The following is a 12,573-nucleotide window of genomic DNA, read 5'->3' as shown; positions in this document are numbered from 1 at the left end:
AGGAGGCCCCGGATGCGACGTGAGACTGCCTACAAGCTGGCCGGGCGCAAGCACGACAACGGAGCCCACCACGCGGTCAGCGGTGTGGCCAAGACGCGGGAGATCCGCTTCAAGGATTTCCCGCCCGGGCAGGCCGCCCAGGCGTGGCGCTCGCTGGCGGCGCTGCGGGGGGTGCGGGTCGAGGCGGGCCCGGACGAACTGACCCTGATCGTGCACTACAACGTGCTCGACTTCACCCTGCGGCTCCTCGACGAGGCGCTTACCAACGCGGGCTTCCACCTCGATCGTTCGCTGCTCATCCGCCTGCACCGTGCCCTGATCTATTACGTCGAGGACACCCAGGTGCATAACCTGCGCTCTCCCGAGCGGCTGATCAAGCAGTCCCACGAGGTGTACATCCAGGCCTATGCGCATCACCTCCACGGCGATCGGGACGAGACGCCGCCAGAGCTGCGCGAATTCAAATAGCCTGCTGCCCCTTCATGGGGCAGCGTTGTTTTTACCTTCAGTATTTTCTTGTGTCCGGCCATGAACGACGATCAGCTCCTGCGCTACTCGCGCCATATCCTGCTGCCCCAGATCGGCATCGAGGGGCAGGAGGCCATCGTGGCTTCCCGCGTGCTGGTGGTGGGGGCCGGGGGGCTGGGCTCGCCGGCGGCGATGTATCTGGCGGCCGCCGGCGTCGGCACTCTGGTGCTGGCCGATGGTGACACGGTCGATCTTACCAACCTGCAGCGGCAGATCCTGCACAGCCAGGAAGGGGTGGGGCGGCTCAAGGTGGAGTCGGGGCGCGACACCCTGGCCCGGCTCAACCCGGAGACCCGCGTCCTGCCATTGTCCCGCCGGCTTGAGGGGGCGGCCCTCGAGGCCGAGGTGGCCGCCGCCGACGTGGTGCTGGACTGCTCCGACAACTTTGCCACCCGCCACGCCATCAACCGGGCCTGTGTGGTCGCCCGCAAGCCGCTGGTGTCGGGGGCCGCGGTGCGCTTCGACGGTCAGGTGTCGGTGTTCGACCTGCGCCGCGACGACACCCCGTGCTACCACTGTCTGTTTCCGGAGGCGGAGGACGTCGAGGAGGTGCGCTGCGCGGTGATGGGCGTCTTTGCGCCGATCACCGGCATTGTCGGCGCGATCCAGGCGGCCGAGGCGCTCAAGCTGCTGGCCGGCTGCGGCGAGACGCTCAACGGGCGGCTCCTCCTCCTGGACGCCCTGGGCATGGACCTGCGCACCGTGCGCCTGATGCGCGACCCGAGCTGCCCGGTGTGCGCCTCACGCTGAGGGCTGCTTGCCGGCCCGGGTCGTCAGGGCCTGCCACAGCAGCACGCAGCCGAGCTTCTGCTGGGCCCAGAAACCGTCGCGGGCGGTGATCTCCCGCTCACTGCCCTCGTGGATGCCGGTGGGCGGCAGATCCGGTGCCAGGTAGCGGGTGCCGAAGACGATATCCCACACCGGAAAGAGGATCGCGAAGTTGCAGCCACGGCGCAGGCGCGGATCGGCCGGCAGGTCGAGCGCATGGTGCCAGCGGTGGTAGCGCGGGCCCACCAGCAGGAGCTCGCCCAGCGGCCCCAGGGTCAGTCGGGTGTTGGCGTGGGAGAAATTTTCCACCAGCCGCAGCACGATCAGCAGGCCGATGAACTGGCCGGGCGGCACGCCGATCAGCAGTGACAGCGACGCGAACCACAGGCCGGCGAGCAGGTCGTCGAGCAGGTGGTTGCGGGAGTCGGTCCAGAACGACATCTGGCGTTGCGAGTGGTGGATGCCGTGCAGCGCCCACCACCACCGGAAGGTGTGGGACAGGCGGTGGCGCCAGTACTCGGCGAAATCGAGGATCACCAGATAGACCAGAAAGCTCGCCAGCGGGTGGTGTTCGAGGCCGGGCAGCCAGTCCTCGAGCTGGCGGGGGATGATGTCGTGGAAGCGCAGCCAGCCGTCCACGCTCAGGAACAGCGGCGCGAGCAGGGCGAACACCGCCAGCGGCACGATGCCTAGGCGGTTGAGCAGGGTGTAGATCACATCCACCCGCACGGCCCGGCGGTGGGCCCAGATTTCGGCCGGCCACCAGGCTTCCAGGGGGCGCATCAGCGTGTAGGCGATGGCCAGCTCGACGAGGCCGAGCAGCACCAGCTCGACCCCCTCGAAGCCCATCTCGACGAAGCCGCCGAGGCCGAGGGCGAACAGCAGCGGTTGCACCAGGCTGTCGAAGAGCCAGCCCTGGGTGCTCACCAGCAGGTCGGTGAAGAACTCCATCATCGCTCCCGGCGGCCAGGGGCGGGCAGCGTGGCAAAACAGAACCCCTTTTCCTTGAGGCCGGCGATCAGGGGGTCGAGCATCGGGGCGAAGGGATCCTGCCGTGACCAGATGCCGAGGTGGGCCATCAGGATGTCGCCGTCGCGCAGCGTGGCGAGGGCGCGGCGGAGGAGGGCAGCGTTGGGATAGGCCGCCGAGGGCAGCTCGTCGCCCAGAAAGCCGGCCGGTGCCCAGCGCACATGGCGGTAGCCGCAGGCCTCGGCGGCCTTCAGGGTCCCGGGGGTGCTGTGTCCGCCGGGGGCGCGCCACAGGGGGTCGAGGCGGCGGCCGGTGAGCTCGGCGAAGCGGGTGTCCGGCTGGCGCAGCTCGGCGCACACCTCGTCGGCCCCCAGGGTGAGCTGGCGGCCGTCCATCAGGCGGTAGATGACCTTGCCGTCCGGCGTGTCGCGGCGGAAGGCGCCGTGGCGCCAGGTGTGGCTGCCGAAGGCGTGGCCTTCGGCGACGCGGGCCTTCCAGTAGCCGGCCCAGGCCGGGTCGAGGGCGTGATCGCCACGCCAGGTTTTCTCCTGGGCGACGAAGAAGGTGGCCTTGACTTGATGCCGGGCGAGGATGTCGGCGATCGCCTCGGCGTGGCGCATGTTGCCGGTGTCTAGGGTGAGGTAGAGCGTACCCCGGCAGGCCAGGGCTGCGGCGTGGGCCGGCACCGGCAGGGAGGCGGCGAGGGCTGCGGCTAGGGCGCCGCGTGCAAGCGCCCGCATCACAGCCTCGGAGCGTGGCTGATGAAGGACACCCCGTGGGGCGAACGGCCGACCGGGATCGAGTGGGAGAGCTTCTTCTGCTCGAGGTTCACCACCTGCACCTTGCGGGCAAAGCGCGCGGTGGCCCACAGCTCCTTGCCGTCGGCGCGGATCTCCATGTCGTCGGGGCCGCCGGGGACGTCGTATTTCTCGATCTCGGTGAGGGTCTGCATGTCCACGAGCGAGATGCTGCCTCTCACGCTGCGGTTAGAGACGAAGACATGGCGGCCGTCGCCCTTGGGCAGGAAGTTGTGAGCGGCCTTGTCGGTGATGATCTTCTTGACCGTCCGCCGGGCGCGCCAGTCGATGACCTCCACGTAGTCGGCGCCCATGATGCCGACCAGCAGGTGTTTGTCGTCGGGCGTCATGTGGATGCCGGCGGGGGTCGGGCCGACGGGAACCTTCCAGGCCGGCTCGCGGGTCTTGAGGTCGATGGCGAGGACTTCGTTGGAGTCCTGCAGCGTGACGAAGACGAAGCGGCTGGCCTTGTCGAAGGCCATGTGGGAGGGCGTCCTGGCGGCCGGGATGCGGGCGACCAGCGAGAAGTCGGCGGCCTTGTAGAGGTCGACCCGGTCGAGGCGCAGGGAGTTGGCCACGAACCACTTGTTGTCCGGCGAGAAGCCGAGCTGATAGGGGTCGGAGATGTTCTTGATGCGCTTCTGTTCCTTGCCGGTCCGGGGGTCGAAGAAGACCAGCTCGTTGGAGATTGCGCAGGCGACGATCACCGAGCTGTCGTCCGGGGTCGCCATCAGGTGATGGGGTTCCTTGCAGGCCGGCGCGCGGCCGGTCTCCTTGTAGGTCCGGGTGTCGATGAAGCTGACGTTCTCGTCGACGGAATTGAGGACGATGGCCGTTTCAGCCCGGGCGGAGACGGCCAGCGAGGCGAGGACGAGCAGGGGAAGGAGCGAAGACAGGCGCATTGAAGCGGGTTCGGATGAAGGCAGCATCCGATTTAACGACATCTGCGTCTCAATGTTGACGGCCGATGGCGATCTTTGTCAAAGCTTCACAGATGATCCGGCCGGGTTAGGCCGTTCAGGCGGGCCGCGCGACGATCCGCAGGTCGCCGCCGACCAGGCGGACGTCCCGGAAGGCCAGCCGGCGCTTGTCGGCGAGGCTTTCCAGCGCCGGCAGGTTGAACAGCCCGCGGGCGGCATCGCCCACCAGGACCGGCGCCAGATACAGGATGAGCTCGTCGACGCAGCCTTCGCGGAGCAGTGAGCCATTGAGCTTGAAGCCGCTCTCGGCCAGCACCTCGTTGATGCCACGCCGGCCCAGCTCGGCGAGCAGCGCGGGCAGGTCGACCTTGCCGCCCTGGTTGGGCAGGATCACCACGTCGGCGCCCCGGTGGCGCAGCGCGGCGATGCGTGCCGGGTCGTCGATGGCGCCGGCGATCAGCACCGGGCCGCCGTCGAGGAGCTTGGCATTGAGGGGGGTGTCGAGGCGGGCGTCCACCACGATGCGCAGCGGCTGGCGGTCGGTGGGGATGGCGCGCACGTTGAGCTGCGGGTCGTCGTCGCGGACGGTGCCGATGCCGGTGAGCACCGCGCAGGAGCGGGCGCGCCAGCGATGGGCGTCGCGGCGGGCGTCGTCGCCGGTGATCCACTGGGAAACGCCGTTCTCGAGGGCGGTCTTGCCATCGAGGGTGGCGGCGGCCTTGAGACGCAGCCACGGGCGGCCCCGGGTCATGCGCGAGACGAAGCCGAGGTTGAGTTCGCGGGCTTCGGCCTCGAGGACGCCGGAGAGGGTGGCGATGCCGGCCTCGCGGAGACGGGCGAGGCCGCGGCCGGCCACCAGCGGGTTCGGGTCTTCCATGGCCGCGACGACCCGGCCCACGCCTGCGCGGACCAGCGCTTCGGCGCAGGGCGGGGTGCGTCCGTGGTGGGAGCAGGGTTCGAGGGTGACGTAGGCCGTGGCGCCCCGGGCGGCCTCGCCGGCCATCGCCAGGGCATGGACTTCGGCGTGGGGCTCGCCGGCGCGCACATGCCAGCCTTCGCCGACACAGCGGCCGTCGCGGACGATCACGCAGCCGACGCGGGGGTTGGGGGTGGTCGTGAACAGACCGCGCTCCGCCAGTTCGAGGGCGCGGGCCATCCACCGGTGGTCGTCGGCGGTGGCGTGCATGCGGGGCTTTCAGGGGGTGCTGCGGGGGCGGCCGCGGGGCCGGGGGCTGACTTCGCGGATGACTTCGGAGAACTCGTCCACATCCTCGAAGGCACGATAAACGGAGGCGAAACGGATGTAGGCCACCTTGTCGAGCTTCTTGAGCTCGCGCATGACGAGCTCGCCGATGCGTTCGGAGGCGATCTCGCGCTCGCCGGAAGAGAGCAGCTTGGCCTCGATGCGATCGACGGCGGCTTCGACGCTCTCGGCGGTGACGGGCCGCTTGCGCAGGGCCAGCGTCAGGCTGCCGAGCAGCTTGTCGCGGCTGAAGTCGGCCCGGCTGCCGTTTTTCTTGACCACCTGGGGCATCTTGAGGTCGATGCGCTCGTAGGTGGTGAAGCGCTTGTCGCAGGACAGGCAGCGACGGCGGCGCCGCACGATGTCACCGTCTTCGTTTTCACGGGTGTCGGTGACCTGCGTGTTGTCGGCGCCGCAGAAGGGGCAATGCATGGATGCTTACGCGTGCTTGCCGCGGGCGCGATCAGGCACCATACACCGGGAACTGGCGGCAAAGTTCGGAAACCTTGGCGCGCACGGTTTCGGCGGTGGCTTCGTCGTTGGGATTGTCGAGCACGTCGGCGATGAGATGCGCGATGCGCTCGGCCTCGATCTCGGTGAAGCCGCGGGTGGTCATGGCCGGCGAGCCGATGCGGATGCCGGAGGTGACGAAGGGCTTCTGCGGATCGTTGGGGATCGAGTTCTTGTTGACGGTGATGTGGGCGCGGCCGAGGGCGGCTTCGGCTTCCTTGCCGGTGATGTTCTTGGAGCGCAGGTCGACCAGGAACACGTGGCTTTCGGTGCGGCCGGAGATGATGCGCAGGCCACGCTCTTCACCCAGCACACGGGCCATCACGCGGGCGTTGGCCAGCACCTGTTCCTGGTAGTGCTTGAACTCGGGGGTGGCGGCTTCCTTGAAGGCCACGGCCTTGGCAGCGATGACGTGCATCAGCGGACCACCCTGCAGACCCGGGAAGATCGCGGAGTTGAGGGCCTTCTCGTGCTCGGCCTTCATCAGGATGATGCCGCCACGCGGGCCACGGAGGGTCTTGTGGGTGGTGGAGGTGACCACGTCGGCGTGGGGCACCGGGTTGGGGTAGTAGCCGGCGGCGATGAGACCGGCGTAGTGGGCCATGTCGACCCAGAAGATCGCGCCGACTTCCTTGGCGATCCTGGCGAAACGCTCGAAATCGATGCGCAGCGAGTAGGCGGAGGCGCCGGCGATGATGATGCGCGGCTTGTGCTCGCGGGCCAGCGCTTCCATCTTGTCGTAGTCGATCTCTTCTTTTTCGTTGAGGCCGTAGGCGACGACGTTGAACCACTTGCCCGACATGTTGAGCGGCATGCCGTGGGTGAGGTGGCCGCCTTCGGCCAGGCTCATGCCCATGATGGTGTCGCCGGGCTTGGCGAAGGCCATCAGCACGGCCTGGTTGGCCTGGGAGCCGGAGTTCGGCTGGACGTTGGCGGCTTCGGCGCCGAACAGCGTCTTGAGACGGTCGATGGCCAGCTGCTCGGCGACGTCCACGTGCTCGCAACCGCCGTAGTAACGCTTGCCCGGGTAGCCCTCCGCATACTTGTTGGTGAGCTGGGAGCCTTGGGCTTCCATGACGGCTGCACTGACGTAGTTTTCGGAAGCGATCAGTTCGATGTGCTCTTCCTGACGGCGGTTTTCGGCCTCAATGGCCTGCCAGAGTTCGGGGTCGACCTTGGCAAGGGTATTTTGCTTGGAAAACATGGCAATCCGGGTGGGGTTGGAATCAAGGGCGGATTTTAGCACGGCCTGCCGGGCTTGCAGAAAGCCGCGTGGCAGGCCGTGGGCACCGGGTTTCAGGTGCGGAAGTGGGAGACCTTGGCCTGCAGCTGGGCGGCTAGCTCTTCCAGGCGACGGGTTTGTTCCTGGGTCTGGCGGGTGGCCTGCTTGTTCTGTTCGGCCATCGTGGCGATGTGCTCGATGCCACGGGCGACTTCCTGGCTGGCGGCACTCTGTTCGCGGGTGGCGTCGGCGATGTCGTTGACGGCCTGGGTGGTGCGGGTGCTCTCGTCGCCGATGGTGGCGAGCACGCTGCCCGAGTCGGCGGCCAGGCGGACGCCGGCCTGGACCTCGCTGGTCACCCCGTTGATCATCGTGACGACCCGCTCGGCCTCGGTCTGCACCTCGCTCACCGTCACGGAGATCTCCCGCGTCGAGCTGGCGGTGCGTTCGGCCAGCTTGCGCACTTCGTCCGCCACCACCGCGAAGCCGCGGCCGGTTTCGCCGGCCCGGGCCGCTTCGATGGCGGCGTTGAGGGCGAGGAGGTTGGTCTGGTCGGCGATGTCGTTGATGATCTTGCCGATGTTGGAGATGCGCGCCGAGCGTTCGGACAGCATGTTGACGGCGGCGCTGGCTTGGTCGATCTCGCTGGCGATGCGGTTCATGCCTTCGGTCATCTGGCGGACGCGGGTGCCGCCGTGCTCGGCGTGCTGCTGGGCCTGCCGGGTGATGTCGTGGGCGGTGGTGGCGCTGTCGGAGACGTGGGTGATGCTGACGGACAGCTCCTCCACCGCGGCGGCCAGCCCGGCTGCCGCCTCGCTCTGGGTCGCCGTGCCGTCGAAGACCTCGGACGCGCCGACGCGCAGGGTGTGGGCCGCGTCCCGGACCGCGGTGCTCGCTTCCATGACCTCGCGGATCAGGGCGCCGACCTGGGCGGTCGTGTTCTGGAGCGCACGGCCCATCTGGTCGAGTTCGTTACGGCTGTCCACGTCGCAGTCGGGGAAGCGCACGGTCATGTCGCCCGCGCCGATGCGCTGCATGGCGTCGAGCTGCACGTGCAGCGGGGCGAGCTGGCGCCGGGAGATCCAGAACAGCACGCCGCTCATCAGCAGCGCGCCGCCCAGGCACAGGCCGATCAGGGTGTTGCGGAGGGTCCGGACGTCCTTGGTGAATTCGTCGATGAAGCTGCCGGTGGCGACGATCCAGTTCCAGCTGCCGACGGTCTGGAAGACCACCATCTTGGGCTCGGTGGCCGGGGCGCCCGGGCTGCGGCTCCAGTTGTAGGTGAGGACACCCTGCTTGCGGGCGAGCAGTTGGTCGACCACGCCCGTCATGGCCGGGTTGTTGATTTCGCCGATGTTCTTGCCCTGCACGGTCGGGTGGGCGATGAACTCGCTGGTGATGGTGTCGGCCCCCGGTGCGACGATGTAGGCATAGCCTGTGTCACCCGATTTGATCGAGCTGACGGTCTTCATGAGGCGGTCCATCTCGGCCTGGATGTTCACCCGCGCGGCGATGGCGGCAACGACCTTGCCCTTGTCGTCGGTGATCGGCTCGATGGCCGAAACATAGAATTTCCCGTTCCGTTTGACGACGCCGGTGTAGGGCTTGCCGGCCAGCAGGGCCTGCACTTCGGGGCTGTTGCCTTTCAGGGGGGTGCCCTAGGTGCTCTTGCCGTCCTTGTCCTTGAGCAGGGTGGCGGCGCGCACGAATTCGTCGCCGGAGCGGACCAGCAGGGCCGGGTCGGCGTCGGCGGCGTTGCGCAGGGATTCGAGCAGCCCTTCATTGCCGTTGATGACCACCTCGCCGCTGCGCACGGCGGGGAGCTGGTACGCGCCCACGGTGACGATGTCCGGCCCGACGCGCAGGGTGCCGAGCTTGCCCTTGATCCGGGCGAGGCTGTTGTTGGCCCGGGCCACGGCGTTTTCGTGGCTCAGCTCCAGCATGTTGACAAGGCTCGCCACCTGATGGGTGAGCTCCTCTTCAGTCTTCTTGAGGGCGTAACCCTCGGTGAAGTGCGAGGTGAAGATGATCAGGCCCGCGAAGATCACGAGGCTGACGAAGCTGGCGGCCAGGGCGATCTGATGGACGAGGGATTGGCGCTTCAGGAATGACATCGTGGACTCCAGCCGGTTCGAGAGGTAGGACCTTCCTGTCTGAAACGGCCGGGCGCCAGGAAACTTTAATGGGGCCGATCGCCCGCGAGTGCCCGCTCAGGCGTTGGGGAGCTCGTCGAGGGACTGGTCGAGGTGGCGCTGCTCGGCCCAACTGATCAGGGACCATGCGCGGCCGTCCCAGGCGATCCAGTTGAGGGCGGCGTTGGGAATGCCGAAATCCCGCGGCGCCTGGAGGTGCTTGCCGGTGGCCAGCCGGTGGACGATGTCGAGCACGCCGCCGTGGGTGACGATCAGCACGCTGCCCCCCGGGTGGCGGCCGGCGATGGTTTCGAGGGTCGCGCGGACCCGTTCGGCAAACTGGATCAGGCTCTCGCCGCCCTCGGCGAGGGTGAAGTGGGGGTCGCGGGTCTCGAAGCGGTGGTAGGCGTCCGGGTAGCGCGCCCGGGCCTCGTCGTAGGTGAGGGACTGGAAGGCGCCGTAGTGGCGCTCGCGCAGGCGGTCGTCGAAGGCCGGCGTGAGGCGGCAGCGCCCCGCGATGGCTTCGGCCGTCTGGCGGGCGCGGGCCAGGTCGGAGCTGTAGGCGGCGTCGAAGCGTTCGCCGGCGAGGCTGGCCGCGGTGGCCTGGGCCTGGGCGAGGCCGTGGGCGTTGAGGGGAATGTCCGTGTGGCCCTGCAGGCGGCGTTCGGCGTTCCACGCGGTTTCGCCGTGGCGGACGAGGCAGAGGCGGGTGAGCATGGCTGCATCCAGTCTGGTGGAAAGCCCGCAATTATCTCACGCCGGGCGGCCCGGGGCCCGTGGATGACGCTGCTCAGGCTGGGCTGCTTTGCGCTATTCTGCGGGCTGAGTTTCCCATGGCCCGGCGGCGGATAGGCGTAATCCACGATTGCCGGCGGGTCTTCCTTGCCGATAATCGGCGCGCGCCATCCCAGGATGCCCGCGCCCGGCAGGAGAGATCAATCCAATACACAAGGAGGTGCAGGACGTGCAAACCCTGCTCAAGCTGTCGCGTGCCATAGACGCGCTCAACGAAAACGTCGGAAAGGCTGCGATCTGGCTGGTTCTGGTCGTCACCCTGATCAGCGCCGTCAACGCCTTCGTGCGGTACGCCTTCAATTACAGTTCCAATGGCTTCCTGGAGATCCAGTGGTATCTGTTCTCGGCGATCTTCCTGCTGTGCGCCGGCTACGCGCTGAAGCGCAATGCCCACGTGCGCATCGACGTGGTGTCCAGCCGCTTCTCGCCGCGCACCCTGGCCTGGATCGACATCATCGGCACGATCTTCTTCCTGGCGCCGATGGCCTGCGCGGTGCTTTACCTGTCGTGGCCGATCTTCCTCGAGTCTTACCGGACCAACGAGTATTCCTCCAACGCCGGCGGCCTGATCGTGTGGCCGGTGCGGGCGCTGGTGCCGGCGGGCTTCTTCCTGCTGATCCTGCAGGGCATCTCCGAACTGATCAAGCGCTTCGCCTTCCTGAAGGGCCTGATCGCCGACCCGAACGCGAAGGACGAGGGGCCGTCGGCCGAGGAACAGCTGGCCGAGGTGATCAAGAAACAGCGCGGGGAGAACGTCTAAATGGAATTCATTGCTGCCAACATGGCGCCCCTGATGTTCGGGGCGCTGGTCGTGTTCATGCTTTTCGGCTATCCGGTGGCCTTTGCGCTGGCGGCCAACGGGGTCGTCTTCGGCCTGATCGGCATCGAGCTCGGGCTGCTCACGCCGGCCCTGTTCCAGGCGCTGCCCGACCGCATCTTCGGGGTGATGTCCAACGACACCCTGCTGGCGATCCCGTTCTTCACCTTCATGGGCCTGATCCTCGAACGTTCGGGGATGGCCGAGGACCTGCTCGACACCATCGGCCAGCTGTTCGGCCCGGTGCGCGGCGGCCTGGCCTTCGCGGTGATCTTCGTGGGCGCGATCCTGGCCGCGACCACCGGCGTGGTGGCCGCCTCGGTGATCTCGATGGGCCTCATCTCGCTGCCGATCATGATGCGCTACGGCTACGACCAGCGCATCGCCTCGGGGGTGATCGCGGCCTCCGGCACGCTGGCGCAGATCATCCCGCCGTCGCTGGTGCTGATCATCATGGCCGACCAGCTCGGCCGCTCGGTGGGCGACATGTACCAGGGCGCGCTGATCCCCGGCCTGGTCCTCACCAGCTTCTACGTGGGCTATGTGGCGCTGGTGGCGGTCTTCAAGCCGGCCAGCGTGCCGGCATTGCCGCCCGAGGCGCGGACGCTGCACGGCGCCAAGCTGCTGCTGCGGGTCGTCACCACGCTGATGCCGCCGCTGCTGCTGATCTTCCTGGTGCTGGGCACCATCTTCCTGGGCATCGCCACGCCGACCGAAGGCGGTGCGATGGGGGCCTTCGGCGCGCTGGCGCTGGCGATCGTGCGCCGGCGCATCGACATGAAGCTGCTCAAGCAGGCCATGGAGAGCACCGCCCGGCTGACCACCTTCGTGGTGATGATCCTGATCGGCGCGCGGGTCTTCTCGCTGACCTTCTACGGCGTCGAGGGCCACCTGTGGGTCGAGCACCTGCTGGGCAACCTGCCCGGCGGCGAGGTGGGCTTCCTGGTCGCGGTCAACATTCTGATCTTCCTGCTGGCCTTCTTCCTCGACTACTTCGAGCTGGCGTTCATCGTGGTGCCGCTGCTGGCCCCGGTGGCCGAGAAGCTCGGGATCGACCTGATCTGGTTCGGCGTGCTGCTGGGGGTGAACATGCAGACTTCCTTCATGCACCCGCCGTTCGGCTTTGCGCTGTTCTACCTGCGCTCGGTGGCGCCGTCGTCGATCAAGACGACCCAGATCTACTGGGGCGCGGTGCCCTTCGTGATCATCCAGATCATCATGGTGGGCATCCTGATTGCTTTCCCGCAGCTGGTGACGATGGGGCTCGAGAAGCAGGCCCAGGTGGATACCGACTCCGTGGAGATCGTGGTGCCGAGCAGCGAGGGCCCCGACGACGCCCAGGTGCACTTCGACGAGGCGCCGAAGGAGGGCGAGGCGGCCCCCGCCGATCCGAACGCCATCCCCGCGCCGGGGGCCGAGGACGATGCCGCGAAGGCCCTCGAGAAGGCCCTCGAGAAGGCCCTCCAGGAGGGCGACAAGAAGTAAGCCCGCGCCAGCACACGCAGCGCATTGAAAAGCCCGGGTTCGCCCCGGGCCTTAATGAGATGGTCAGCCCGATCCCTACCCAGCGGACTACGCCGAGTAGGGATTTTACTTTTTTGGGAGGCCATCATGAATGTCGTGACGCTGATCGGGATCGATCTGGGAATTCCTGGGCTATACCTTCTGGTATGGTCCAGGCGGTCAGGTCCGGTGCAAGGTTGCCGACAAAGCCAAAGCGACCTTCAAGCAACGCCTCCGGGAACTGACGAGACGTTCGGGTGGGCGCAGCCTGCCGGAGTTCGTTGAACGATTGCGGACTTGCCTGCCGGGCTGGAAGGGCTCCTTCCAACTTGCGCAGACGCCCAAGGTGTTTTGCGAGCTCGATGAGTG

At 67.6% G+C, this 12,573-nt stretch carries 13 protein-coding genes and 1 pseudogene; 5 read left to right on the top strand and 9 right to left on the bottom strand.

Going from position 1 to position 12,573, the window contains the following annotated elements; translation table 11 throughout:
* The first annotated feature begins 12 nt into the window (after nt 1-12).
* Both ACE3OU_RS15930 and ACE3OU_RS15925 read left to right on the top strand, forming a co-directional pair.
* The gene (locus ACE3OU_RS15930; protein ID WP_374242531.1) at nt 13-468 is read left to right on the top strand and encodes a hypothetical protein; all 456 of its coding nucleotides are present in this window, start codon (nt 13-15) and stop codon (nt 466-468) included.
* A 60-nt stretch (nt 469-528) separates the two neighbouring features.
* Entirely contained in the window at nt 529-1,278 is a 750-nt protein-coding gene (locus ACE3OU_RS15925) for a ThiF family adenylyltransferase (protein ID WP_374242530.1), read from the top strand.
* On the opposite strand, the gene ACE3OU_RS15920 is transcribed toward ACE3OU_RS15925, so the two are convergent.
* From ACE3OU_RS15920 to ACE3OU_RS15880, 9 genes and pseudogenes are all read right to left on the bottom strand, one after another.
* Entirely contained in the window at nt 1,270-2,247 is a 978-nt protein-coding gene (locus ACE3OU_RS15920; protein ID WP_374242529.1) for a sterol desaturase family protein, read from the bottom strand. The genes ACE3OU_RS15925 and ACE3OU_RS15920 overlap by 9 nt on opposite strands.
* Nucleotides 2,247-3,005 carry a polysaccharide deacetylase family protein gene (locus tag ACE3OU_RS15915; protein WP_374242528.1) on the bottom strand — a complete coding sequence of 253 codons (759 nt, stop codon included), beginning with the start codon at nt 3,003-3,005 and terminating at the stop codon, nt 2,247-2,249. Before ACE3OU_RS15915 ends, ACE3OU_RS15920 begins: the two co-directional genes overlap by 1 nt.
* Nucleotides 3,005-3,964: a beta-propeller fold lactonase family protein gene (locus tag ACE3OU_RS15910; RefSeq protein WP_374242527.1), complete on the bottom strand. Its 960-nt coding sequence runs from the start codon at nt 3,962-3,964 to the stop codon at nt 3,005-3,007. Before ACE3OU_RS15910 ends, ACE3OU_RS15915 begins: the two co-directional genes overlap by 1 nt.
* A 115-nt stretch (nt 3,965-4,079) precedes the next feature.
* Nucleotides 4,080-5,168, bottom strand: a complete 1,089-nt coding sequence (gene ribD, locus ACE3OU_RS15905) for a bifunctional diaminohydroxyphosphoribosylaminopyrimidine deaminase/5-amino-6-(5-phosphoribosylamino)uracil reductase RibD (protein ID WP_374242526.1) — start codon at nt 5,166-5,168, stop codon at nt 4,080-4,082.
* Between the two features lie 9 nt (nt 5,169-5,177).
* Nucleotides 5,178-5,657: a transcriptional regulator NrdR gene (nrdR, locus tag ACE3OU_RS15900; protein WP_141353399.1), complete on the bottom strand. Its 480-nt coding sequence runs from the start codon at nt 5,655-5,657 to the stop codon at nt 5,178-5,180.
* A gap of 31 nt (nt 5,658-5,688) precedes the next feature.
* Nucleotides 5,689-6,939 (bottom strand): serine hydroxymethyltransferase, encoded by a 1,251-nt coding sequence (glyA, locus tag ACE3OU_RS15895; RefSeq protein WP_374242525.1) that lies wholly within the window; start codon nt 6,937-6,939, stop codon nt 5,689-5,691.
* 92 nt (nt 6,940-7,031) lie between these two features.
* Nucleotides 7,032-7,859: a methyl-accepting chemotaxis protein gene (locus ACE3OU_RS15890; RefSeq protein WP_374242559.1), complete on the bottom strand. Its 828-nt coding sequence runs from the start codon at nt 7,857-7,859 to the stop codon at nt 7,032-7,034.
* A 48-nt stretch (nt 7,860-7,907) separates the two neighbouring features.
* Nucleotides 7,908-9,071: pseudogene (locus tag ACE3OU_RS15885) on the bottom strand (Cache 3/Cache 2 fusion domain-containing protein); the annotation flags it as partial.
* A gap of 96 nt (nt 9,072-9,167) precedes the next feature.
* The gene (locus ACE3OU_RS15880) at nt 9,168-9,806 is read right to left on the bottom strand and encodes a histidine phosphatase family protein (RefSeq protein WP_374242524.1); all 639 of its coding nucleotides are present in this window, start codon (nt 9,804-9,806) and stop codon (nt 9,168-9,170) included.
* Nucleotides 9,807-10,053: 247 nt separating this feature from the next.
* Here ACE3OU_RS15880 and ACE3OU_RS15875 point away from each other — a divergent pair, with 247 nt between their 5' ends.
* From ACE3OU_RS15875 to ACE3OU_RS15865, 3 genes are all read left to right on the top strand, one after another.
* Complete coding sequence (locus tag ACE3OU_RS15875; RefSeq protein WP_374242523.1) at nt 10,054-10,644, top strand: TRAP transporter small permease subunit; 591 nt, start codon at nt 10,054-10,056, stop codon at nt 10,642-10,644.
* Nucleotides 10,645-12,186 carry a TRAP transporter large permease subunit gene (locus tag ACE3OU_RS15870; protein ID WP_374242522.1) on the top strand — a complete coding sequence of 514 codons (1,542 nt, stop codon included), beginning with the start codon at nt 10,645-10,647 and terminating at the stop codon, nt 12,184-12,186.
* 154 nt (nt 12,187-12,340) lie between these two features.
* Nucleotides 12,341-12,573 (top strand): group II intron maturase-specific domain-containing protein (locus tag ACE3OU_RS15865; protein WP_374242558.1); only part of this gene is annotated, 233 nt, incomplete at its 3' end.

It is taken from the genome of Zoogloea sp. (genome assembly GCF_041908905.1).
In the GTDB taxonomy this organism is placed as follows: Bacteria; Pseudomonadota; Gammaproteobacteria; order Burkholderiales; family Rhodocyclaceae; genus Zoogloea.
This window is presented reverse-complemented; position numbering and strand designations above follow the sequence as displayed.

Bases quoted from the DNA above. Each gene is read 5' to 3' on its own strand.
- ACE3OU_RS15930 (WP_374242531.1), top strand. From the start codon at position 13: ATGCGACGTGAGACTGCCTACAAGCTGGCCGGGCGCAAGCACGACAAC.
- ACE3OU_RS15925 (WP_374242530.1), top strand. From the start codon at position 529: ATGAACGACGATCAGCTCCTGCGCTACTCGCGCCATATCCTGCTGCCC.
- ACE3OU_RS15920 (WP_374242529.1), bottom strand. From the start codon at position 2,247: ATGGAGTTCTTCACCGACCTGCTGGTGAGCACCCAGGGCTGGCTCTTC.
- ACE3OU_RS15915 (WP_374242528.1), bottom strand. From the start codon at position 3,005: ATGCGGGCGCTTGCACGCGGCGCCCTAGCCGCAGCCCTCGCCGCCTCC.
- ACE3OU_RS15910 (WP_374242527.1), bottom strand. From the start codon at position 3,964: ATGCGCCTGTCTTCGCTCCTTCCCCTGCTCGTCCTCGCCTCGCTGGCC.
- ribD (WP_374242526.1), bottom strand. From the start codon at position 5,168: ATGCACGCCACCGCCGACGACCACCGGTGGATGGCCCGCGCCCTCGAA.
- nrdR (WP_141353399.1), bottom strand. From the start codon at position 5,657: ATGCATTGCCCCTTCTGCGGCGCCGACAACACGCAGGTCACCGACACC.
- glyA (WP_374242525.1), bottom strand. From the start codon at position 6,939: ATGTTTTCCAAGCAAAATACCCTTGCCAAGGTCGACCCCGAACTCTGG.
- ACE3OU_RS15890 (WP_374242559.1), bottom strand. From the start codon at position 7,859: ATGGAAGCGAGCACCGCGGTCCGGGACGCGGCCCACACCCTGCGCGTC.
- ACE3OU_RS15880 (WP_374242524.1), bottom strand. From the start codon at position 9,806: ATGCTCACCCGCCTCTGCCTCGTCCGCCACGGCGAAACCGCGTGGAAC.
- ACE3OU_RS15870 (WP_374242522.1), top strand. From the start codon at position 10,645: ATGGAATTCATTGCTGCCAACATGGCGCCCCTGATGTTCGGGGCGCTG.